19 protein-coding genes are annotated in these 23452 nt (G+C 41.6%); 14 read left to right on the top strand and 5 right to left on the bottom strand.

What is annotated here, in order from left to right; genetic code table 11:
- Positions 1-10 precede the first annotated feature (10 nt).
- Positions 11-1681 (top strand): GMC family oxidoreductase, encoded by a 1671-nt coding sequence (locus tag KNQ97_RS13280; RefSeq protein WP_140954355.1) that lies wholly within the window; start codon positions 11-13, stop codon positions 1679-1681.
- A 59-nt stretch (positions 1682-1740) separates the two neighbouring features.
- On the opposite strand, the gene KNQ97_RS13275 is transcribed toward KNQ97_RS13280, so the two are convergent.
- Positions 1741-3021, bottom strand: coding sequence for an OprD family outer membrane porin (locus KNQ97_RS13275; protein WP_253612344.1), 1281 nt, complete (start codon positions 3019-3021; stop codon positions 1741-1743).
- Positions 3022-3052: 31 nt separating this feature from the next.
- Positions 3053-4399 carry an MFS transporter gene (locus KNQ97_RS13270; protein WP_253612343.1) on the bottom strand — a complete coding sequence of 449 codons (1347 nt, stop codon included), beginning with the start codon at positions 4397-4399 and terminating at the stop codon, positions 3053-3055.
- A gap of 374 nt (positions 4400-4773) precedes the next feature.
- Here KNQ97_RS13270 and KNQ97_RS13265 point away from each other — a divergent pair, with 374 nt between their 5' ends.
- From KNQ97_RS13265 to KNQ97_RS13245, 5 genes are all read left to right on the top strand, one after another.
- Positions 4774-6459 carry an arylsulfatase gene (locus tag KNQ97_RS13265; protein WP_253612342.1) on the top strand — a complete coding sequence of 562 codons (1686 nt, stop codon included), beginning with the start codon at positions 4774-4776 and terminating at the stop codon, positions 6457-6459.
- Between the two features lie 25 nt (positions 6460-6484).
- Positions 6485-7438 (top strand): formylglycine-generating enzyme family protein, encoded by a 954-nt coding sequence (locus KNQ97_RS13260; protein WP_253612367.1) that lies wholly within the window; start codon positions 6485-6487, stop codon positions 7436-7438.
- A 12-nt stretch (positions 7439-7450) separates the two neighbouring features.
- Positions 7451-8638, top strand: coding sequence for an OprD family outer membrane porin (locus tag KNQ97_RS13255; protein ID WP_253612341.1), 1188 nt, complete (start codon positions 7451-7453; stop codon positions 8636-8638).
- A gap of 235 nt (positions 8639-8873) precedes the next feature.
- Positions 8874-9950 (top strand): aromatic ring-hydroxylating dioxygenase subunit alpha, encoded by a 1077-nt coding sequence (locus KNQ97_RS13250; protein ID WP_253612340.1) that lies wholly within the window; start codon positions 8874-8876, stop codon positions 9948-9950.
- A 12-nt stretch (positions 9951-9962) separates the two neighbouring features.
- Positions 9963-10907, top strand: a complete 945-nt coding sequence (locus tag KNQ97_RS13245) for a PDR/VanB family oxidoreductase (protein WP_253612339.1) — start codon at positions 9963-9965, stop codon at positions 10905-10907.
- Positions 10908-10950: 43 nt separating this feature from the next.
- Here the strand turns inward: KNQ97_RS13245 and KNQ97_RS13240 are convergent, their stop codons facing one another.
- From KNQ97_RS13240 to mhpT, 3 genes are all read right to left on the bottom strand, one after another.
- Positions 10951-11643, bottom strand: coding sequence for a GntR family transcriptional regulator (locus KNQ97_RS13240; protein ID WP_162280053.1), 693 nt, complete (start codon positions 11641-11643; stop codon positions 10951-10953).
- A 123-nt stretch (positions 11644-11766) separates the two neighbouring features.
- The gene (locus tag KNQ97_RS13235; protein ID WP_017386391.1) at positions 11767-12222 is read right to left on the bottom strand and encodes a MarR family winged helix-turn-helix transcriptional regulator; all 456 of its coding nucleotides are present in this window, start codon (positions 12220-12222) and stop codon (positions 11767-11769) included.
- Between the two features lie 70 nt (positions 12223-12292).
- On the bottom strand, positions 12293-13525 hold the full coding sequence (gene mhpT / locus KNQ97_RS13230; protein ID WP_000411717.1) for a 3-(3-hydroxy-phenyl)propionate transporter MhpT: 1233 nt from the start codon (positions 13523-13525) through the stop codon (positions 12293-12295).
- Positions 13526-13772: 247 nt separating this feature from the next.
- On the opposite strand from mhpT, the gene KNQ97_RS13225 reads away from it, so the two are divergent.
- From KNQ97_RS13225 to KNQ97_RS13190, 8 genes are all read left to right on the top strand, one after another.
- Complete coding sequence (locus KNQ97_RS13225) at positions 13773-14612, top strand: p-hydroxycinnamoyl CoA hydratase/lyase (protein WP_171255666.1); 840 nt, start codon at positions 13773-13775, stop codon at positions 14610-14612.
- A 37-nt stretch (positions 14613-14649) separates the two neighbouring features.
- Complete coding sequence (locus KNQ97_RS13220; protein ID WP_253612338.1) at positions 14650-16101, top strand: aldehyde dehydrogenase; 1452 nt, start codon at positions 14650-14652, stop codon at positions 16099-16101.
- Between the two features lie 81 nt (positions 16102-16182).
- Positions 16183-18069, top strand: coding sequence for a feruloyl-CoA synthase (locus KNQ97_RS13215; RefSeq protein ID WP_253612337.1), 1887 nt, complete (start codon positions 16183-16185; stop codon positions 18067-18069).
- Between the two features lie 73 nt (positions 18070-18142).
- The gene (locus KNQ97_RS13210; RefSeq protein ID WP_001119793.1) at positions 18143-19282 is read left to right on the top strand and encodes an acyl-CoA dehydrogenase family protein; all 1140 of its coding nucleotides are present in this window, start codon (positions 18143-18145) and stop codon (positions 19280-19282) included.
- Positions 19283-19363: 81 nt separating this feature from the next.
- A complete protein-coding gene (locus tag KNQ97_RS13205) occupies positions 19364-20614 on the top strand; it encodes an OprD family porin (RefSeq protein ID WP_253612336.1) in 1251 nt (416 codons plus the stop codon).
- A 56-nt stretch (positions 20615-20670) separates the two neighbouring features.
- Positions 20671-21207 carry a DUF3237 domain-containing protein gene (locus KNQ97_RS13200; RefSeq protein WP_000758283.1) on the top strand — a complete coding sequence of 179 codons (537 nt, stop codon included), beginning with the start codon at positions 20671-20673 and terminating at the stop codon, positions 21205-21207.
- A 40-nt stretch (positions 21208-21247) separates the two neighbouring features.
- Positions 21248-21637: a PaaI family thioesterase gene (locus KNQ97_RS13195; RefSeq protein ID WP_000372418.1), complete on the top strand. Its 390-nt coding sequence runs from the start codon at positions 21248-21250 to the stop codon at positions 21635-21637.
- A gap of 33 nt (positions 21638-21670) precedes the next feature.
- Positions 21671-23422 carry a tannase/feruloyl esterase family alpha/beta hydrolase gene (locus KNQ97_RS13190; protein WP_253612335.1) on the top strand — a complete coding sequence of 584 codons (1752 nt, stop codon included), beginning with the start codon at positions 21671-21673 and terminating at the stop codon, positions 23420-23422.
- Positions 23423-23452: the final 30 nt, after the last annotated feature.

The following is a 23452-nucleotide window of genomic DNA, read 5'->3' as shown; positions in this document are numbered from 1 at the left end:
AGCCTTCATCATGACAATAAACAATTATGACTATGATTACCTGATTATTGGTTCAGGCTTTGGTGGTAGTGTTTCTGCTTGCCGTTTAACTGAAAAAGGCTACTCGGTTGCCGTAATGGAAATGGGGCGACGCTGGAAAGCTGAAGATTTTGCTAAAAACAACTGGAATACCCGCCGCTGGATTTGGCGTCCGGGCATGAAACTTTTCGGTTATTTCAACATGCGTTTTTTTCGCCATGTCACTATTATTTGCGGTAATGCGGTAGGTGGCGGCTCAATTACCTATGCCAACACCCTACTGGTTCCACCTGAACATATTTGGGATGAAGGCACATGGGCAGATGCGGCGGACTGGAAAAATGAAATGCCTCAGCACTATGCTGAAGCAGAACGTATGCTTGGCGTGACTGATAATAAAATTTTCGGCCCTGCCGACCACATGCTAAAGAAAATGGGTGAAGCAGTCGGTGTCGGCCATACATTTAAACCTACTCGTGTCGCCACTTTCTTTCCACCCGAAGGTGAAGAAGGTGGCAAGACCTACCCCGACCCTTATTTTAACGGCGAAGGTCCAGACCGTGGCACTTGTACCGCATGTGGCGGTTGTATGACGGGTTGTAAACACAACGCAAAAAATACATTAGATAAAAACTATTTGTACTTTGCCGAAAAAAATGGCGCCAAGGTTTATGAAGAAACCAAAGTAGTTGATGTTAAACCTCTCAATGGTAAAGCCGATGGCAGCGACGGTTATGAAGTCACGACTGAATGTTCAAGCTCATGGTTTAACAAACAACGTCGTACTTGGCGAGTTCGTAATGTGATTTTCTCGGCATCTTCTTTAGGGACACAAGAGATGTTGTTTCGTTTAAAACAGTCTGGTTCTCTGCCAAATATTTCTGATGATTTGGGTAATCGGGTTCGTACCAATGCCGAGTCAATTTTAGGTGTTCGTTTTTTTGGTAAAGATGTCGACATGAGTAAAGGTGTTGCTATTGGTTCAAGTATTTACATTGACCATGACACTCACATTGAAGCGACTCGCTACCAAAGTGGTTCAGATGCCATGGGCCTTATGTGTACTTACATGGCTAAAGGCAAACCGGGTTGGACACGTATTTTCTTTTGGTTATGGGCACTCATTTGCCATCCATTTATTTTCCTTCGCATGAGTAATCCTGTCAGTTTTGCACGTCAAACCTTAATTTTCTTAGTGATGCAAACTGCCGATGCCTCAATCAACATGCGTTTAAAACGTAACTGGTTCTGGCCTTTTAGTAAAGTGTTATCGAGCGAAGGTAAAAAGCTACCTGTTTATATTCCGCAGGCCAATGCATTTACCGAAAAAGTTGCCAAAATGTTTAATGGGCACCCCATGACGACCATTACCGAAATTTTGTTTAACGTACCTTTTACAGCTCACTGTATGGGTGGTTGTGCAATTGCTTCAAGTCCAGAGCGTGGTGTGGTAGATGGACAAAATCGGGTGTTTAACTATAAAAACTTATACGTTGTAGATGGTTCAATGTTAGGTGCAAATTTGGGCGTTAACCCAAGTCTCACCATTACAGCTCTAGCAGAACGTGCAATGTCTTATATTCCGGCTAAACATACTTTAGAAGAACAAGCTTATACTCAAACTCATAATGAAGTTTTAGAAGCAGCAAAAGTATCTGCTTAACCACATCCAAAAGCAGGTTAAAACCTCAAATAAAAGGTTTCAACCTGCTTTTTTAATATTTAAAATTTAAAGGTGTAATCAACATTCAACCGCGTTTCATTTGCCGAGTGGAAAGTCATATTCGTTGGCATGTCATTACGGTAGTGAGAAAAGCGAGCTCGCATTCCTAAGCCTTTTAACTTGCCTTCTGGAATTTTATAACCCAAATCAAACTCTAGCGAATCTTCTTTAAATCGCTGATCGCCATATTGCAGTAAATCAATATCTTCGCCTTTTGCGTAGCGAGTCATAAAACGTAGTCCGTTTAATGAAACATCCCCTATCCGCGTATTTTTAAAGTCATATTCGTAACGAATTGAATAGACTTTTTCGTCTTTATTTGAGTAGTCCGAACTCATAAAATCAAGCACAACCGGACTTTCAGTTCCCGACAAAAATGGCAGACCAGTCGAGCCAAACGACTGCATGTAGCCCAAAGAAACCGTATGATTTTGATAGTTCAAACCAAATAAGCCACTAATATGTCGGTTATCGACCTCTCCTATTTTTTTACTTCCAGTTTCTTCACTATTAAAAAACCGCACATCACTTAAAAAGTTAAGCTGGTCATTCAAAGGTTGTTTGCCGTTAAAGCCCAAAAATTGTTGCTGGTAAATGTCTTTGAGTTCAGCATGATAAGCACGTAAACGGTAGTCTTTTAACTGATAACTTCCACCTAAAGTATAAAACGAGTCAGTGGTGGCAGCTTTGTTAAATCGATGATTGATATTGTCTGTTCCAACATCGGTATAACGAATGGAGTCACGCTGCCGTACTTCGTCGACATAAAACCCTTCGAGTTGAAGATTTGGAATTTCATTTGAAACAAAACGGATACCGCGATAAGTCTGTGGAAACAAACGCGCTGGCGATGAAAATATGGTTGGTAATTGCGGAACTAAGTCGCCCACAAAAAGCTCATTTTTTCTAAATTTAGCCTTCCCTGTAATGCCTATTTTTCCATAATAATCATCACGCGAGTTATCAGGATTAACTGGGAGTAAGCCACTACGTGCATAGTCGTCAGCACGACTTCCCATCAGGTTAAAACCTGCCATTGCGAGCACATCAACACCAAACCCCACTGTCCCTTCGGTATAACCCGACTGTCCTTTAAAAATTAAACCCTGTGCCCAATCTCTGGCCGCCGTATAGGGATATGGGTCTTTTTTATAGTCTCGGTCGAAGTAAAAATTACGGAGCGTCAGCTCAGCTTTACTGTCTGCTATAAACTCGGCATGCACAACTTGACTAAATAATGGGCACAAGCATACCCCCACCCATAATGGTGTCTTTTTCATTTTTTAACTCAACTATTTAATTTTTAATGGATTAAGGTGCTGTTTTAAGTGAGAAGTTTTGCTCTTTCTTACTTCGGTAAAAAGCGCTACCTAAACTCAAAATCAGGAAAATAGCCAAAATAAACACCACACCGTAATAGGCATACAGCGTTGCAGGTGCAATACCTTTATCTAAGAAAATGCCTGCAACCGTTGGCGATAAGATTGCCCCAATCCGACCAAAACCAATTGCATAACCCACGCCGCGACTACGGATTTCAGCATCGTAAATCGTTGGAGAAATAGAATATAAACCTGCCACACAGCCATTAATGAGTGTGCCAAGTAATAAACCGACTATGAGAGCAATGCTCACTTGAGATGAAACGGCGACAAATAGGAAAACACAGACAGCGGTTAATCCCAGAAATAAGCTTAGGGCATAGAAAATTTTCATACGTGAAGCAAGTAAACCAATAATGGCTGCCCCGAAAATACCACCAATACTAATTAAAATACCGGTACTTACGCCTTGTTCAGGCGACATTCCCATTGAAATAAGAATTTTTGGTGTCCAGCTCATCACGAAGTAAAAGCCAAACATCACTAAAAAGAATGCAAACCATAAACAAAGTGTTTGAAATCCAAGTTGTCCAGCAAATAACTTGCCCAGTTCACTACCATTTTGCGTGTTGATTTTTTCATAACGTGGCATAACTGGTAATTTGTTTAGCCCCATACGATTTACAGTTGCATTAATTCGTTCTAGTGCCTGTTTTGGTCGTTTCGCGAGTAAGTAATCTAAAGACTCCGGTAGTAACCACGCACTGATCAGCAGCATTGCAATGGTAGTAACTCCACCTGCTAAAAAGATTGAGCGCCAACCTAAATGCTCAATCAATGCCAGTGATAGTACTCCGCCAAGTGTCGCGCCAATTCCATAACCTGTAGACATTAAGCTCACTGCGAGACTACGCCAACGAGCGTTGGCATATTCACTTGCCAGTACATTACTACTCGCAAGGATGCCACCCACCCCAATTCCAGTAATAAACCGAAGTGCTGCTAACATGCCGTGACTTTGTACAAAAGCACAGCCCAACATGCTCAGACCTGCAATTACAAGACAAACTAAGATGAGTAAACGGCGACCGATTTTATCGGCTAAAGGTGCAAGAAAAATGGAACCGGCAGCCATCCCAAAAAGACCTGCACTTAACAACAAACCAATTTGTGCGCCTGAAAGTGACCATTCTGCTGACACAGATGGAGCGGTAAATGCCATCACCATCACATCAAAGCCATCAATAATATTGAGACAAATACAGATCAAAATGACGAACCATTGGTAACGGCTCATGTTGTTTTGATTGATCTCACTTAGAACGTCTCTTTCCATTTGTGTATCTCCCTTGGATAAGACATACACACGACATTGCTGATATGAGCGATTGGGTGGTTATGCACATCCGTATCCATAATGACCTAGAGGTATATTTGTTTTTTGAGCATCCTGCTCTTTTTCTATACTGAATATTTGGATCCAAAAAATCAACTAAAATTATAAATGGATTATTAAAAAGTATATAAACACATAAAATATATAAGTATAAAATTATTAAAAACATAAAATTAGGATGCTTGAATATTTTTATGGATCCATATTAAAAAATCCATTATGATCGATTCCAGAGCATTTTTTAGCCAAAAAAATACTTTATTTATCTCCAAGAAATGCAAGATGCATTTATAAAACATCAAAGGATTGTTGTTATGAAACTCAAAAGAGTAAGTCAGCTTACATTAGGACTTTTTTTTGCCAGCCAATTGTTTTACACAACGCAAGCAGCACCTCCAAAAAATCAACAACCACCTAACATCATGATTATTTTGGCCGATGATCTTGGATTTTCAGATATTGGCGCTTATGGCGGCGAAATTAAAACCCCTCATATTGATAGCCTGCTAAAGCAAGGAAAAATGCTTTTTAATTTTCATGCTTCATCAATGTGTTCACCTACTCGTGCACAGCTTATGACAGGTGCAGATAACCACTTGGTCGGTTTAGGTGCGATGTATGAAACTTCAAAACGACAAGAACAATTGGTTGGAGCCGATAGCCCGCGTGCACTACTCAAAATTGACGGATATTCAGGTCACTTAACGCAAAATGCTTACACACTGGCAGAGATTTTAAAGACAAAAGATTATTACACTTTCATGGTCGGTAAATGGCACTTAGGCTATGCTTCCCACCAAAACCCTAAAGCCCGTGGTTTTGATCAATCTTTTGCTCTACTCGATGGCTTCGATTTACACTTTAAAGACCAGCCTAAAAACTATCCGCGTAACACCCAATACACAGAAAATGGTCAAAAGACCACTTTGCCTGACAACTACTACTCGACCGACTTTTTTACACAAAAAGCGTTTGAGTACTTAGACAAAAATAAAGCGCAAAAACCATTTTTTGCCTACCTAGCCTATACCGCTCCACACTGGCCGCTACAAGCACCTGCTCATTATAGAGACTTATATAAAGGTAAATACGATCAAGGCTACGATGCAATTCGTAAACAACGCTTTCTTAGACAAAAGCAATTAGGATTAATTCCTGCAAATGCAGAATACCCAGTCGAGCGTGGTAACCAAGCTTTAGGCACCAAAAGCTGGAATGAACTCACCCCACAAGAGCGCAAATATGAAGCGCGTAAAATGGAAGTTTATGCGGGCATGGTTACCCAGTTAGACGACCGCGTGGGTGATGTCATTCAATATCTTAAAAAGCATCATTTATATGACAACACTTTGATAGTGTTTATGTCAGATAACGGCGCTGAAGGTGGTGATCACAATTTCCCAATGGGTGATGCCGACAATCGCTATGAAAATATAGGCAACGCCAGTTCATATGTTTATATGGGTCCACGCTGGGCCGAAGTGAGCAGCACCCCATTTACGCACTGGAAGTCAGCTGCTTCAGAAGGCGGAGTACGAGTTCCATTTATTGTTAAATCGCCTGTGCAGATTTCCAAACAACGTGGAATTAACAATAACTTTGCGACAGTCAGAGATATATTCCCAACTGTAATGGAACTAGCGGGTATTCAAAATAATCAGGTTTATCCAACTTCAAGCACCAAAATTAAACCGTCGGGCTTTAGCCTAATTCCTGCGTTTAAAGATAATACTGCCCGTATTCGTCCTGTTAATTATTATGACTTTAAAGAATTGCATGGCAGCCGCTACGCAAAAACTGACGAATGGAAACTTATTGAAAACTCACCTTCTAAATTTAAGAGCCATGGCTGGGAGCTCTACAATTTAAAAACAGATTTTAATGAGCAACATAATGTTTATGCAGAACATCCTGAGATCGTCAAAGTCTTAAATGACAAATATTTAAGATATGCCGATGAAAATGGTGTTGTGGATTTTGAGCAATACAACAAAAAGTAGAGAAAACCAGATGAAACAGATCATAATGCTTTCATCTTTCCTGTTACTTTGTGCATGCCAAAAAACTACACCTCAACTAGAACAGACCACCTTGCCCAACTTAGGCAGCAAAGCTAAATGTAATTCTTATTCAGGCCTTCCTTCGGGATGGCCTAACAATAAAGAAGCAGGCATGGCCAAGCTTCCGCAAGGAAAAATTGTTTTAGGCACTACACAAGGTTATGAAGATGAACGCCCATTAAATTTACAGACAACTTCCGTTTCCGCTTTTTTAATTGATGCAACTGAAGTCACCACTGCCCAATTTCAAGAGTTTGTTAAACAAACGGGTTATGTCACCGATGCAGAGAAGCAAGGCGGCGCAGCTATGTTTGTACAGCCAGATCATCCAGTTGAAGAATTACAGTGGTGGAAATTTGAAAAAGGCGCCAATTGGAAACATCCATGGGGGCCAAACGACCCTAAACAACCAGCACCTCATGAGCCTGTTCGCATGGTGACATGGAATGATGCCTACGCTTATGCAAACTGGCTGGGTCATGACTTACCGACCGAACTTGAGTGGGAATATGCAGCCAAAGGTTTTCAGCAAAACTCCGATATTGGCCCTACTCATGAAGGCCATATTGTAGCCAACTTCTGGCAAGGTGAATTTCCTTATAAAAACATTCAGGAAGATGGTTTTAAGGATGTTGCCCCTGTGGGTTGTTTTAGTAAAAACCCATTTGGTTTATATGACTTGATTGGCAATGTATGGGAATGGACGCAAACACCCTACACAGGATCACGAGATCATCATATGGGGGATCCATCGAAATATCGGCAAAGTCACGAACAGATTTTGCAATACACGATTAAGGGTGGATCTTATTTGTGTGCAACCAACTATTGCGCGCGTTATCGTGCTGCCGCGAGGCATCCACAGGAACTCGACCTTGCCACCAGCCATGTCGGATTTAGAACAGTAAAACGCTTTTAAACGGATTTAAAAATGAAGCATATTTTTATTTATGGGATTTTCTTCTCAGGGACAACCCTTGCCTGTTGTTTAGCTCATAGTGAAGTAGATGTTAATTTTCAAAATACACTCACACTAAAAACATTCAACTTTGACAGACAATATGAAAATGGTACTAGTCCCGATACTCATAGCTTGAGCCAAGGTCTGATTTATCGTGGTGACTGGTCAACCAAGCTTAATGATGTACAGCTCCACCTCAATCCAAGCATTCAATATGCTTATCGCCTAAGTAGCGACCAACACACCAATGATATGGTCATACCCTTTGACCCTAACATCAAGAAACAAGCACAAGACCAAGTTAAATATGGCTTAGGTGCTGGAGTTGAATATCAAAACTTTCGCATGAATGTAGGTGAAATCACTCCCGACTCACCACTTACTCCACAAGTAGACACACATCAATTACGGGTGAACTATAAAGGCTTGGAATTAAAATATAAGACACCGCAACAAAATTTCGAGCTGGGTTTGATTAACCGTTATTCGCCAAAAAATGAGGAGGACTACCACAAACTTGCCATCTCAAAACATGAGTCTGATGGGCTTTACTTTTTTCAATGGGATGGGAAAACGCCTAGATATCATTGGAAATTTTACAATGGTTACTTAACCGACCTCATCAATCAAAGTTACTTTGCTTTTGATTATCAATGGACAAGGCAGCACACCACAAAATTACGTGTGTTTCGCCACGACGATGTCGGCAAATCAAAGCTTGGTGAATATGACAATACATCTGTAGGGGCCATGCATTTCATTAAACATGAAAACTTTACAACTGGAATTGGCTACCAAGAAAACTTTGGCAAAGATGGTATTCCAAAACTCGACAATATGCCCATCCCCCATATGGTGAACTGGACCTTAGGCGCGTTTACCAAAGCAGATGAAAAGTCTTATCATTTCGTTGCCTCGTATGACTTTAAAGACTATATCAAGGGTTTAAAAATCACCTATAAATACATTTATGGCGATTCATTTCAGACCATGAACCAAAATGATTTTGAGCAAGAAAGTGACGTGTTGATTCAATACGACCTAAATGCTTGGGTTAAAAATCTTAAGTTTCTTTTCTTAAATATAAATTACGACACCAAACACGGCAAAAGTTTGGATGAACAGCGCATGATGCTTCACTACACGGTTAATTTCTAAATTTTCACACGCCATAATGGCTATAACCACAGCCATTATGGATCCAAATTAAAATCAATAAAAATTTAGCCTCTAAAATTCAAAGTAATCACAAAAGTCTTTAATAGCAATTAAAAATATACAAAACAACCAAATCAAAAGATCAATATTTTTTAAAAAATATACTGCTTATCAATTGACCAATATTTTTATTTATTATAAATTGGATCCAATAAGTGATAAGGAGTCGTCACAAATGTTTATTAAAAATGCTTGGTATGTAGCTTGCCGTCCAGAAGAAATTCAAGATAAACCATTAGGTCGCACCATCTGTGGTGAAAAAATCGTTTTTTATCGTGGTAAAGAAAACCAAGTTGCAGCCGTTGAAGATTTTTGTCCGCATCGTGGTGCCCCACTCTCACTTGGCTATGTCGAAGATGGCAACCTCGTGTGTGGTTATCATGGACTAGTGATGGGGTGTGACGGAAAGACCGTTTCAATGCCAGCTCAACGTGTAAATGGTTTCCCTTGCAATAAATCATATGCAGTTGTCGAAAAATTCGGCTTTATTTGGGTATGGCCAGGTGAAAAGGCTTTAGCAGATGAAGCAAAACTCCCAACTTTAGAATGGGCAGATCATCCGGAATGGAGCTATGGCGGAGGCTTGTTTCACATTCAGTGCGACTATCGCTTGATGGTCGATAACCTGATGGATTTAACCCACGAGACCTATGTTCACTCAAGCAGCATCGGACAAAAAGAGATTGATGAATCATTACCTGTCACTAAAGTTGACGGCGACCATGTGATTACCGAACGCTATATGGAAAATGTGATCGCACCTCCATTTTGGCAAATGGCCCTTCGTGGTAACCACTTAGCAGATGATGTACCAGTTGACCGTTGGCAACGTTGTCACTTCTTTGCACCAAGCAATGTACATATTGAAGTAGGTGTAGCACATGCTGGACATGGTGGTTATCACGCACCAAAAGACAAAAAAGTTTCCTCAATTGTGGTCGATTTTATTACACCAGAGACTGAAACCTCTCACTGGTATTTCTGGGGAATGGCACGTAACTTCCAGCCAGATAATGCTGAACTCACCGATCAAATTCGTGAAGGCCAAGGCAAAATCTTTACTGAAGATTTAGAAATGCTGGAGCAACAGCAACAAAATATTTTAAACAATCCACATCGCAAATTACTAATGCTCAATATCGACGCAGGCGGTGTCCAGTCCCGTAAGGTCATTGACCGACTCCTTGCCGAAGAAAATAAAACACCTCCTGAAACGTCCACACAGAAGTTTCCAAACATTCGGATTATTTAAAGGAGCATGAACATGGACGTTATCATTCAAAAAATTCACCAGCTCACCCCGACTATTCGTGCGTTTGAATTGGTTCCAGCAAATGGTACAGAGCTGCCGAGTTTTGAAGCAGGTGCACATATTGATGTGCATCTAAAAAACGGCCTCATCCGTCAATATTCTCTTTCAAACTGCTGCACTGAAAAGCATCGCTATGTCATTGGTGTTTTACATGATGCCAATTCACGCGGTGGCTCACGTTGCATTCACAATGAATATCGTGAAGGCGATCGTTTAAAAATTGGTGAGCCGCGTAATTTATTTGAAATTCACCCTCAAACAAAACAGGCCGTCTTATTTGCGGGTGGTATCGGTATTACTCCTATTTTGTCGATGGCATATCGGCTTAAGTCGGCCAATATTCCTTTTGAATTACATTACTTCGTTCGTAGTCATGAAATGATTGCCTTCTATGGCAACTTAACCGAGCACTTTGGTGACCAAGTTCATTTTCATATTCAAGATCAACCCGACACCGAATGTAAAATGGCAGAGGTTTTAGGCCAAGCTTCACCTGATAAACACTTATATGTATGCGGTCCGACAGGATTTATGCAGTTTGTCATGAGCTCGGCTGAACAAGCTGGGTGGCATAGCGAACAGTTACATCAAGAGCATTTTGTCGCCCAAAAAGTAGATACGTCTAATGATGAAGCTTTTACTATTGAAGTAAAAGGTACAGGCCGCAGAATTGAAGTATTACCAGAGCAGACTGCTACTGAAGCATTAATTGCGAATGGTTTTGATATCCCAGTTTCATGTGAACAAGGCATTTGTGGTACGTGTATTACACGCGTTTTAGAAGGCACTCCAGATCATCGGGATCTATTTATGACTGATAAGGAACATGCTTTGAACGACCAATTTACACCCTGCTGTTCTCGTGCAAAAACTAAACATCTTGTGATTGAGCTTTAATACTCAAGTTCCTTTATTCAAATATAAAGGAACTTATTTCAGCTTAAGCGCTGAGAACATTTCTGAGCGTTTCACCTAAAATCACTACACTACTGTGCTCACGCATTAAAGTTTCAGCACGCCCTGCCTGACGATGTACCAATGCATCAAAAATCGAACAATGCTGTAAATGTGCATAGTGCAAACGGCGATATTCAGACAAAGCTTGGTTCTGGTCATAGGTAATGGCTTGAGCAGAAGCCATCGGCAATTGATTGTTTTTTGCTAAGGCTTGTATAAGTGCGACGTTTTGTGCGCCTTCAATAATCGTGTCATGAAAAATGACATTAAAATGGTGATAACGTTCTAATTCAGCATCACCAAACTCGTCTGTTTCATTAAATAGTTTTTCAGTTTCTTGAATACAATGTTGCAGTGTCTTTTTCTGCTCTTCGCTTAAGCCTTGTTCTGCCATAGTTTTCGCAGCTAATCCTTCCAGCACACCGCGTACCTCGAGCGCATCATGAACCAGTTGTTCTGAAATTTCACGAACCGTGTAACCACGAGTTGGGTTTTTAATGAGGAGACCTTCTTGCTCGAGCAACCTAAAAGCAATACGAACAGGCTGCCTTGAAACACCAAGTAACTCGGCAGTCGGAATTTCGGCAATTCTGGCACCGCCTTCAAGTTCCCCTGAAATAATCATTTTTCTTAGTTTAAGTAAAACTTGTTGTCCTGAAGACATTCGCTGCCACACATCACCAAAAACGTCTCTTCGATGCTAGCAAGTTCATTTGTAAAATGAAATAAATTTTCTGTGTGAATCAGTGCTTAAGCATTTCTGTAGATTTTAATAAATTAATTTACAAACCACATTCAATTAAAGATTTTTAAGATTATTGACCATAATATCGAGGTTATTACGGATTAAATAAGCCAAGTTAATATCAATGCCTTCAAGCATTTTTTCTTCAACTTTCAAAACCACTTCATTACATTTATTTAGCTTATCAATACCACTGTCTGTCAGTGTAATTAAAATACGGCGGCCATGTGTTGGGTCAGGTTTTTTCTCAATCCAGCCATTCACCAGTAAATCTTGCAAAATTTTGTTGGCAGATTGCGGCTTTATAAAAGAGCGCTCAGCAAGCTTGGCATTGGATAAATTACTTTTTGAAGCTAAAACAGAAAGTGCAGTAAATTGCGGTAAGGTAATTTCAAGCTCTTTTAAATGTTCTGTTAAATGTTTACTAATAATTCGGTCAACACGAGCAATCATGTAACTTAACTTAGGCTCATCTTCTACTTTTTTTGGAACTAAATTTGAACGTACCATAACCTTTCAATCATCATAAGAAAATCTGTAGTGAAAGTATGAGGTTCTAACCCCATACTTTCGTTAAAACTTAGCGAGCACCTGAGCTTTGTACTAAATGTACAGGCTGTTTAGGTTTTTTGACAAGAAGTAATGCAGAGATCGCTGCAATTAAGATCACTGGAATACTTGAACCAATTACGATGGTCGAGCTTTGTCCAAGCGAGAGTAAAAAACCAGCCATTAAAGGTCCTGCAAAAGAACCAATACGCCCGATTGCAACCGCAGCGCCAACTCCGGTTCCACGCATTTCGGTTGGATAATACATTGCCGCCAAACCATACAACGCCGATTGTCCACCCACAATGAATAAGCCACAACCCACTGCCGAAAGTGCAAGTAAAGCAACGGTTGGAGAAATTGCTAAACAGCATAGTGAGAATAAAATGCCGAGATAAATTAGCTTAATCACAAAGCTCATGCGTAATTTATCAAGCAATACGCCCATCAGAACCGAACCTAAAATTCCGCCAACGTTATAGCCCATCTGTACATAGTTCGCCTGTAGTTTTGATAATCCCTGCGCACCCATCAGCAATGGCAACCAGTTCAACAAGAAATACAGTACCACCAATGTGCAGAAAAAACTTATCCAAAGTTGAATGGTTGACATACGACGCTCTTTGGCAAATAAAACCTCAAAGAATGGCGTAGTTTGCTGTGCTTGAACTTTGCGTTGCAGGTAGTCATTTGACTCAGGTAAAAAGCGCATAATCAGTGGGATTAGTAAAATAGGTGCAATCCCCCCGATATAGAAAATATGACGCCACTCTGCATCGCCTGCCAACGACATAGCAACGACGGAAGTGAGTAAGCCACCAAAAGGAATGCCACTATACATCACACTAACCGCAGTACCTTTGTGCTGGTCAGGCACAGCTTCAGAGGCAAGCGTAATCATCATGGGTAGCGCCCCACCCATTCCCAAACCCGTACAAAAACGAATAAGCAGTAACAGACTAAAATTGGCCGCATAGGCGGTTAGCAAAGACATAATTCCAAAAAGTAAGATACTAAAAATCAGAATTTTCTTACGCCCGACAATATCGGCAAACCGACCACCTAATATTGCGCCTGGGAGTGTTCCCAAAATTGCAGCACTAAATGCCCACGCCATCTGGGCATTATCTAACATAAACTCAGCCCGCATTCGTGGAGCGGCTACCCCCATTGATTGAAGATCAAATCCTTCAAAAATCGCTATGGCAAAGCACAGTAGCAACGTGATTTTTGCCCTTGAAGGCTGTCCTGATATTTTTTCCATTGTGTTGTCCTTTATTGACTAGTCGTTCCATTTAGCCCTTTGTGTATTATTTTTAAACACACCAAAAATATCAGTTAAACTTATTAAAAAATCAACATATTTTTATTTAAAATTAATTTTTAAAATAATTAATGTTTAAAATACAATAAATTATAAAATATTTATGAAATTTTCCAAAAAAGACTTGAATGTAAGTTTAACTGATATTAGATTAAATCCCAGAACAGCAAAAAATCATTCAAGGAGTATGAAGATGAGTTATGAAAACCGCTGGGAAACAGTAGATGTTAAAGTTGAAGAAGGAATTGCATGGGTCACCCTAAACCGCCCTGAAAAGAAAAATGCCATGAGCCCAACACTCAATCGCGAAATGATTGATGTGCTCGAAACTCTTGAGCTTGATCAAGATGCGCGTGTTTTAGTTTTGACGGGTGCTGGTGACTCTTGGACAGCGGGTATGGATTTGAAGGAATATTTCCGTGAAGTCGACACTCAGCCTGAAATTTTCCAAGAGCGTATTCGACGTGACTCATGTCGCTGGCAGTGGCAACTTCTTCGTATGTATTCAAAACCAACCATTGCTATGGTTAACGGCTGGTGCTTTGGAGGCGGTTTCTCACCTTTAGTGGCGTGTGACCTAGCAATTGCAGCAGATGAAGCAACTTTCGGTTTATCTGAAATTAACTGGGGTATCCCACCGGGCAACCTTGTAAGTAAAGCAATGGCAGATACCGTAGGTCATCGTGCATCTTTGTATTACATCATGACGGGTAAAACCTTTAGCGGTAAAGAAGCCGAAACCATGGGCCTTGTAAATAAAAGCGTACCGCTTGCCCAATTAAAAGCAGAAGTAACTGGACTTGCAAATTGCTTACTCGAAAAAAACCCTGTGGTTCTTCGTACCGCTAAAAATGGCTTTAAGCGTTGCCGTGAACTGACTTGGGATCAAAATGAAGACTACTTATATGCCAAACTTGATCAATGTATCCACCGAGATACCGAAAATGGCCGTCAAGAAGGTTTGAAACAATTCTTAGATGAAAAATCAATTAAACCGGGTTTACAGAGTTATAAACGTACTGGTTAACTTTTGATTCTTTAATGGCAATGTAAGGACGCAACCCATGCAAAATGTACAGTTACTTATTCACGGTCAATCTGTTGATGCATCAAATCAGGCAACTTTTGAACGTATCAGTCCAATTGATGGATCAGTGGCAACAAAAGCTGCTGCTGCAACATTGGAAGATGTTGATCGTGCAATCGATTCGGCACAGCAAGCTTTTAAAGTATGGTCGAAACTCTCGCCTACCGAACGTCGCTTACGTTTGTTAAAAGCAGCCGATTTAATGGACCAAAAAACCGAGCAATTCATTGAAACTGGAATGCAAGAAACAGGTTCAACTGCGACATGGTATGGGTTTAACGTTCACCTTGCTGCCAACATGTTACGTGAAGCCGCAGCCATGACCACACAAATTGACGGAAGCCTGATTCCGTCAGATGTGCCGGGCAATCTTGCAATGGGTGTACGGGTTCCTTGCGGTGTCATTGTTGGCATTGCACCTTGGAATGCGCCTGTGATTTTGGCAACACGTGCACTTGCCATGCCTTTGGCTTGTGGTAACACGGTTGTGTTAAAAGCATCGGAAGCCTGCCCAGCAACACATCGTTTAATTGGTGAAGTGTTACATGAAGCAGGTCTAGGTGAAGGTGTGGTGAATGTGATTACACATGCCGCCGAAGATGCCCCACAAATCGTGGAGCGCTTAGTATCTCATCCAGCCGTGAAGCGCATTAATTTTACGGGTTCAACCAAAGTCGGCAAAATTATTGCCGAGACTGCTGCCAAATATTTAAAACCTGTTTTACTTGAACTCGGTGGTAAAGCCCCTGTCGTGGTTTTAAATGAAGCTGACATTAATGAAGCCGTAAATGCAGTCGCTTTTGGAGCGTTCTTTAATCAGGGGCAAATCTGTATGTCGACCGAACGTGTTTTGGTTCAAGATAAAATTGCCGATCAATTTATTGAAAAACTGATTGAAAAAACCCGCTCTATTCGGGCAGGTAATCCAACTTCAAAAGACAATGTACTCGGCGTATTAGAAAGTCGCCGAGCTGCAAACCGTATTCAACATTTGTTAGAAGATGCCCAAAACAAAGGGGCTGACTTACCTTTAGGCATCCATATTGAAGACACCACCATGCAACCGACGTTGGTGCTCAATATTAAACCGGACATGCTGCTTTACCGCGAAGAATCATTTGGACCTGTATGCACAGTTCAACGTTTTTCAAGCATTGAAGAAGGTGTAGCACTGGCAAATGACAGCGAGTTCGGTCTTTCTTCAGCAGTGTTTAGCCAGAATATTTCACAGGCATTAGAAGTCGCCAAACAGATTGATTCGGGTATTTGTCATATTAACGGCGCAACCGTACATGACGAAGCTCAAATGCCATTTGGTGGAACAAAATCGAGTGGTTACGGACGTTTTGGTAGTAAAGTCTCTGTTGCCGAATTTACCGAACTACGCTGGATTACCATTCAAACCCAATCACGCCATTACCCGATTTAGTCAGGCTAATGCGAAGACAAACAGATTAAATAAAAATTGCATGATGCAAAAAATAAAGCGCAGTGATGCGCTTTCCATGGAGTGAAAGAAATGCAAATGAATGCCACTCAATCACAAGACCGCGAACGGTTCGTAAAATTAGGGCAACACGATATTCATTATCACTATAAAGAACAGACGCTCTATATCAGCCCAAAAGAGCAATTAAAACCGTATCCACAAAAACTGACAGATCGGTTAATTCATTTTGCACAAACCCAACCCGACCATATTTTTGCAGCAAAACGCAATGCTCAAGGCGAATGGGTCAAACTGAGTTATGCAGAAGTTCTACAACGCGCATGGCATATTGCTCAGGCTTTGCATGACCGTAATTTAAGTCAAGAAAGACCACTCGTCATTTTAAGTGGCAATGATCTCGAACATTTAACGCTCTCTATGGGTGCCATGTTGGCAGGTGTGCCTTTCTCTGCTATTTCCCCTGCCTACTCTCTGATTTCTCAAGACTTTGGCAAACTTAAACATGTGTTTGAAGTGCTCACACCTGGTATGGTTTATGCCAGCGATGGACAAGCCTTTACTAAAGCCATTCAAGCGTGTATTACACCTGATATTGAAGTGGTGACCAATAAAGGGATTGTGGGTGATCAGATCTGCACGTCTTTTCAATCGCTGTTAGATACACCAGTTTCAAATGTTGAAGAGTTTTACCAAACCCTTGATGAAAACCAGATTGCTAAATTTCTATTTACATCAGGTTCAACCAAATTACCTAAAGCTGTACCGACCACACATTTAATGTTGTGTGTTAATCAGCAAATGCTATTACAGACTTTCCCTGAGTTTGAAGAAACACCACCTGTCCTACTCGACTGGCTGTCTTGGCACCACACGTTTGGTGGTAGTCACAATGTCGGCATCGCGCTCTATAATGGCGGTACGATTTACATTGATGACGGCAAACCCGTTGCAGGAAAATTTGACGAAACCATTCGTAATCTCAAAGAAATTTCTCCAACAGTTTATTTAAATGTGCCAAAAGGTTGGGAAGAACTCACCGAAGCATTAGAAAAAGATGAAGAATTAAGAGACCGCTTTTTTGCCAAAGTTAAAATTTTATTCTTTGCAGGTGCTGCGCTCTCAGAAGCGGGCTGGAACAGACTCGATAAAATTGCTCAGCAACATTGCGGAGAAAAAATCCGTATTATGAGCGGATTGGGCATGACTGAAACTGCTCCCTCTTGTGCTTTTACCACTGGTCCACGCGTGATGGCTGGTTTTATTGGTTACCCTGCTCCGGGATGCGAAATTAAGCTAGTGCCATGTGGTGACAAACTTGAGTTCTGTGTTCGTGGCAAACACGTCATGAAAGGCTATTGGCGCTTAAAGGCGGACCAGCAAAGTACTATTTTTGATGATGAAGGCTTTTTCCATACAGGCGATGCCGTTCGTTTGGTCGATATCAATGATCCGACTAAAGGCCTAATGTACGACGGACGAATTGCCGAAGACTTTAAACTCAATACAGGTACTTTTGTGAATGTCGGCACATTACGCAACAAAGTACTCATTCAAGGCAATTTACTCATCCAAGATGTCTGTATTACAGGTTCAAACCTAAATGCGGTTGGCTTTTTGATTTTTCCAAAACTAGATGCTTGTGCTCAATATGCAGGTCTTAAGCTTGGTGATCATTCTGCAACAGAGATATTACAGCATCCTAAAGTCCAGCAATGGTTCCGCCAATTTTTAACGACCTTTAATAAAGATGCGACTGGCAGTTCAAATACAGTCTCAATGCTTTATTTAATGACCGAGCCACCTCAACTTGATGCAGGTGAAGTGACCGATAAAGGCAACCTTAATCAAAGCAGTATTACGAAACGTCGTGCCGCTTTAATTGATGAGCTTTATCAAAAGCAGACTGATAACCCACTGATTATTCGGGTGCCCACCTTAAAACAATAAGCAATTGAAATAAAAAAGGAAGCTCAAATTTCGGTTTGGGCCTTAGCCTCACTTTTGCCAAAAAAGGTTCAACATGCCACACGATACAGAATTTGAACTATTTCGGGACAGCTATCGCAGGTTCTTAAAAGAACAGGTTGCTCCCTACTACGAACAATGGGAACACGATGGTCTTATCCCACGTGATCTATGGCTTCGTCTTGGGGAAAATGGTTTTTTGTGTGTTGATGTGCCTGAGGAATATGGCGGCTATGGCGCTCCTGTTCATTACTCCCTCATGCTGGTTCAAGAAACTGCTCAAGCGGGCTTTGCGTCTTTAGCTGTTGCCATTGGTGGGCAAAATGAATTGGTTTCTCCTTACCTGCAAAATATCGGATCCGAAGAGCAAAAACGCTATTGGTTACCGAAAATGGTGACAGGGGAAGTCGTCACTGCAATTGCCATGACAGAGGCCAATGCGGGTTCAGACTTACAGGCTATACGCACTCAGGCCATTTTAGAAAATGGCCAATATCGTGTGAATGGTTCAAAAACGTTTATCTCAAATGGCTTGCATGCCGACCTGATCGTTCTGGTAGCAAAAACTGATCCTCAAGCCAAAGCAAAAGGTATTTCGATTTTTTTAGTTGATGCAGCTTTAGACGGTGTTAAAAAAGGCCGCTCTTTACAAAAAATCGGACTCCATGCCCAAGATACAGCCGAACTATTTTTTGATGATGTTTGTGTGCCTGTAACTCAGCGTTTGGGGGAAGAAGGACAAGGCTTTGCTTATTTAATGCAAGAGTTACCTCGCGAACGTTTGAGTATTTCCATGATGGCTTTGGGGTCAATTTTAGGCGCTATCGAACTGACCAAAGACTATGTATTAGAGCGTAAAGCTTTCGGGCAACCTTTAAGCCACATGCAAAACACACGCTTCGTGCTCGCAAACGCGCAAATCAAAGCCAAAGCCACCCAAGCTTTTGTAGACCAATGTGCGGCGCTTTATCAACAACACCAGTTAAGCGTGACTCAAGTTGCCGCACTGAAATGCTTTATTACCGATGTCCAATGTGAAGTGATTGACCAATTACTTCAGCTTTTTGGTGGCTACGGTTACATGCAGGAATACCCGATTTCACGCTTTTTTGTGGATGCGCGGGTACAAAAAATTTATGGGGGAACCAATGAAATTATGAAAGAAATCGTCGCCCGAGAACTGCTCGGAAAATAATTCGATTTAAAAACCAAACAAGGCAGACACAACAACTATGCCTTGTTGAAAACAAAAAATGTTATTTCAGGAAGAAATGCTATGTCGAAATTATGGATGTACTCTACCCTTATGCTCTCAGGTTCAGTGTGGGCTGGCAGTTTTATTGATAATAGTTCAGTAGAACTCACCACGCGAAATTTCTATTTTGACCGCGACTACCAAGAGCAATCTGCTTACCCTGCTGCCAAGGACTGGACACAAGGTTTTATTCTTAAAGCCAATTCAGGTTATACCGAAGGGACTGTCGGTTTTGGGCTGGATGTGCTTGCAACGGCAGGCTTTAAACTCGATGCCGATGCCGAGCACGGAGGTACAGGAAACTTACCTAGAGACACGCGCACCAATGAGCCTGCCGACTCTTATGGCGAAATTGGGGTCACAGCAAAAGCCAAAATGAGTCAGACTGAACTACGCATTGGTACCCTAATGCCAATGAATCCTGTTTTAGTGGCTTCACCTGCTCGTTTGCTTCCTCAAACTTATCGAGGAATTTCACTGACCAGTAAAGATATTAAAGATTTTGATTTACAGGCAGCCTACCTCGATAAAGTGAATCATCGGGATTCGACCAACTATGAAAAAATTAAAATTTCAGGCGTGAATGGACGATTTAAAACTGCTGAAACTGATGGACTTTATTATTTAGGTGGAAACTATCAGTTTAATCCTGCACTCAAGCTCACCGCTTTTTACATGGACGTTGACGATCTTTATAACCAAACCATGGTCGGTGCATTACACCAACACAAAATTAATGACACCACCAACTTTAGTTCGCAATTACGTTACTACCGCAGCCGAGATGACGGACAGGCGAAAGCAGGCTTAGTCGATAATGACCTTTATCATGCGCATTTCGAACTTAAACATCAAAACCATAAATTTATTTTTGGCACCTTCCAACATCACGGCGACACCGCTTTTCCGTATTTGACCGGAGGTGAAACTGGTCTACTCATTGATACATGGCCGGGCGAGTTTTTAAACCCAAAAGAAAAAGCCTATAGCTTCCGTTATGAATATGACTTTAAAGATTATGTTCCGGGTTTACGGTTTATGACTCGTTACACCACAGGTCACAATATTTATGCACCCAACTTAGGTGGAACCAATCTAAAAGAACGCGAAACAGACTTTGATTTAGGCTACACCGTTCAAAGTGGCTGGTTAAAAAATCTAGGGCTACGCGCGCGCTACGCCATTTATGACAACAACATGCTCTCTACAGCCAACATCAAACCTGTAAACGAAACCCGTATCAACATCGACTACACATGGAAATTTAAATAATTAAAACCAGAGGTTCTGTCACACATAGAACCTCTTTTTATTTCGGGAAATTCATCATGAAGAAAGTTGTAACACTACTCTGCGGAATTTGTCTCATTGCCCTGTCTCATGCCGAAACGCAATATAACCCGCCACCCATTCAGCTTGAGCCTTTAGCAAAATTTAGTGTTGATCTAAATGCACCTGTTTGGGAATTAGGCACGACCAGTGATGCAGGTAAACGCCGAATTATTCCCATTACAGGTGGGACATTTGAAGGCAAATCCCTTAAGGGCCGCATTTTAAATAATGGTGCAGATTGGCAAATCGTTGACAGTAAAGGACTAGCCATTATTGATACGCGATATTTGTTAGAAACCGATGACGGTGCGCTTATTTACCTTCAAACAAAAGGTTACCGCCATGGCTCGGCAGAGACGCTAAAACAGCTTGCCCAAGGCAAAGATGTGGACCCGAAAAACTACTATTTCAAAATTACCATGCAGTTTGAAACCAGTTCACCAAAATATTCATGGCTCAATCAGACCGTTGCTGTAGGCAGTGCAATGCGCTTGGGCAAAGCGGTTATTTATGATGCCTATACCCTGAAATAATAATTTTTATAACACTTACAAAAAGGATGGACCCTTCACTATGGATCAAAAAACTTTAGAACACTTACCGCCCATCCATCAGCATTTGGGTGGACATAATATCCATTGGAATGACCAAAACACTGAACTCACCATCCACTACACGGCGCTAGAAAGCTTTACCAATCCACGCGGCACCGTTGAAGGCGGCATGATCTGCGCCATGCTTGACGATGTGATGGGGCTTTTTGCATATCTCGCCAATGACCGTAAACCAGCCACCACCATCAACTTAACAATGGATTTTTTAAGGCCCTGTGCTGTGGGCGAAGTCATTACAAAATGCCGATTCATAAAACAAGGCAAAACTGTACTAAATCTCGAAAGTGAAGCTTGGCAAAACAACAAAATGATTGCACGAAGCACAGCTAATTTTTTGGTTTTAGATTAATTGCAAACATTCATTCAATAAGGATATGAATAAATGAATTACACCAACAATAAACGAATTTTGATGCATTCCGCTTTAGTGCTTGCCATGCTTGGTGCTTTGGCAGGCTGTGGAAGTGATAATGATGACACAACGGTTCCCTCAACAACCAAACCACCGCAGTTGTCTCCTGCTGTTGGCGTAAAAATGACAGGAAGCTGTTCAGACTTACTCGGATTTCAGTACAACAATACCGTTATTAGCTCAGCTACCCTTCAAGAAGCAGGCACATTGACGGTCGCCAATAAACCGATTGGTGCACATTGTTTGGTCAAGGGTTATATGGATCAACGGGTAAGCCCCGTCGATGGTCAAACTTATCAAATTGGTTTTGAAATGCGTTTACCTGTTGATTGGAACGGCCGTTTCCTCTATCAAGGTAATGGCGGAACCGATGGCAACTTAGTGCCTGCAACGGGTCAGGTCGGCAGCGGCGGTCCACTCACCAATGCCCTACATGATGGTTTTGCGGTCATTTCTTCCGACGCAGGACATAATGCTTCACAAAATCCAATGTTTGGTTTAGACCCTCAAGCCAGAATTGACTACGGTTATGGTGCAATTACCAAACTCACGCCTATGGCAAAAAACCTAATTAAAGCCGCATATGGTAAATTGCCAGACCGCTCCTATGCAGGCGGTACATCTAACGGTGGGCGTCATGCCATGATTGCTGCAACTCGTTTGGGCGACCAATATGATGGAATTTTAGCAAGTACACCAGGTTTTCACTTACCTCGTGCAGCTGCGGCTCAACTCTATACAGCACAGCAGCTCCGTCGTGTCGCAACAGATGAAAATGACCTAAGTACCGCACTTACTCTTTCAGAGCGTAAAGTATTAGCAAAAGCGATTTTAGATCGATGCGATGCTTTAGACGGTGTTGCAGATGGACTGGTTCAAGATGTCGAAGCTTGCCGTACAGCTTTTGATATTCATAAGCATGTACCCGTTTGCTCAAGCACAAGAGATGGTACTTGTTTAAGTACCGAACAAATTGATGTATTAGCCAACATTTACCGTGGTCCTGTAAATTCGGCTGGACAAGCACTCTATGCAACCCAACCTTTCGACCCGGGTTTAGTCGGTAGTAACTGGGCAAGCTGGAAATTTGAATCTTCGGTGGGAACAGCGCGTGACCCCGTTGCAGTCGGCATTCTTTTTCAGGTTCCACCAGACCCAACTGTGACTCAAAACTCTAGACAATTTGCCTTTAATTTTAACTTCGATACCGACTATCCAAAACTATCAGCAACCAATGATGTCTATACCGAAAGTTCGATGTCTTTCATGATGCCACCCGATGAACTCAATCTAGATAAACTCCGTAATCACGGTGGAAAAATGATTGTAGTACAAGGCACAGCAGATGGCGTTTTCTCTGTAGATGACACCCAAAATTGGTACGATCAACTCCTACAACACTATAAAAATGATGCGAAAGGTACAGCGCCTGAATTTGCGCGTTTCTTCAGAGTTCCGGGTATGAACCATACCCGTGATGGCATTGCGACCGACCAATTTGACGCATTGACTGCTTTAGTTAATTGGGTGGAATATGGGCAAGCACCTGACAAAATCATTGCAACTGCACGCGGTGCAGGTAACCCGAGTGGTCAAGTGAATACTGAACTTCCTCAAGACTGGGCGCCTGACCGCACCCGTCCACTTTGCCCTTACCCGCTGATTGCCCGTTACAATGGTCAAGGCGATAGCGAAAAAGCCGAAAACTTTAGCTGTAAATAACACCCAAAAAATTAAAAGAGAGCTAAACAG

This window comes from Acinetobacter sp. UC24323, from assembly GCF_024151445.1.
GTDB classification, from domain to species: Bacteria; Pseudomonadota; Gammaproteobacteria; order Pseudomonadales; family Moraxellaceae; genus Acinetobacter; species Acinetobacter baumannii.
This window is presented reverse-complemented; position numbering and strand designations above follow the sequence as displayed.

Bases quoted from the DNA above. Each gene is read 5' to 3' on its own strand.
- KNQ97_RS13245 (WP_253612339.1), top strand. From the start codon at position 9,963: ATGGACGTTATCATTCAAAAAATTCACCAGCTCACCCCGACTATTCGT.
- mhpT (WP_000411717.1), bottom strand. From the start codon at position 13,525: ATGGAAAAAATATCAGGACAGCCTTCAAGGGCAAAAATCACGTTGCTA.
- KNQ97_RS13220 (WP_253612338.1), top strand. From the start codon at position 14,650: ATGCAAAATGTACAGTTACTTATTCACGGTCAATCTGTTGATGCATCA.
- KNQ97_RS13260 (WP_253612367.1), top strand. From the start codon at position 6,485: ATGCTTTCATCTTTCCTGTTACTTTGTGCATGCCAAAAAACTACACCT.
- KNQ97_RS13270 (WP_253612343.1), bottom strand. From the start codon at position 4,399: ATGGAAAGAGACGTTCTAAGTGAGATCAATCAAAACAACATGAGCCGT.
- KNQ97_RS13210 (WP_001119793.1), top strand. From the start codon at position 18,143: ATGCCACACGATACAGAATTTGAACTATTTCGGGACAGCTATCGCAGG.
- KNQ97_RS13275 (WP_253612344.1), bottom strand. From the start codon at position 3,021: ATGAAAAAGACACCATTATGGGTGGGGGTATGCTTGTGCCCATTATTT.
- KNQ97_RS13225 (WP_171255666.1), top strand. From the start codon at position 13,773: ATGAAGATGAGTTATGAAAACCGCTGGGAAACAGTAGATGTTAAAGTT.
- KNQ97_RS13265 (WP_253612342.1), top strand. From the start codon at position 4,774: ATGAAACTCAAAAGAGTAAGTCAGCTTACATTAGGACTTTTTTTTGCC.
- KNQ97_RS13250 (WP_253612340.1), top strand. From the start codon at position 8,874: ATGTTTATTAAAAATGCTTGGTATGTAGCTTGCCGTCCAGAAGAAATT.
- KNQ97_RS13280 (WP_140954355.1), top strand. From the start codon at position 11: ATGACAATAAACAATTATGACTATGATTACCTGATTATTGGTTCAGGC.
- KNQ97_RS13205 (WP_253612336.1), top strand. From the start codon at position 19,364: ATGTCGAAATTATGGATGTACTCTACCCTTATGCTCTCAGGTTCAGTG.
- KNQ97_RS13255 (WP_253612341.1), top strand. From the start codon at position 7,451: ATGAAGCATATTTTTATTTATGGGATTTTCTTCTCAGGGACAACCCTT.
- KNQ97_RS13200 (WP_000758283.1), top strand. From the start codon at position 20,671: ATGAAGAAAGTTGTAACACTACTCTGCGGAATTTGTCTCATTGCCCTG.
- KNQ97_RS13190 (WP_253612335.1), top strand. From the start codon at position 21,671: ATGAATTACACCAACAATAAACGAATTTTGATGCATTCCGCTTTAGTG.
- KNQ97_RS13235 (WP_017386391.1), bottom strand. From the start codon at position 12,222: ATGGTACGTTCAAATTTAGTTCCAAAAAAAGTAGAAGATGAGCCTAAG.
- KNQ97_RS13195 (WP_000372418.1), top strand. From the start codon at position 21,248: ATGGATCAAAAAACTTTAGAACACTTACCGCCCATCCATCAGCATTTG.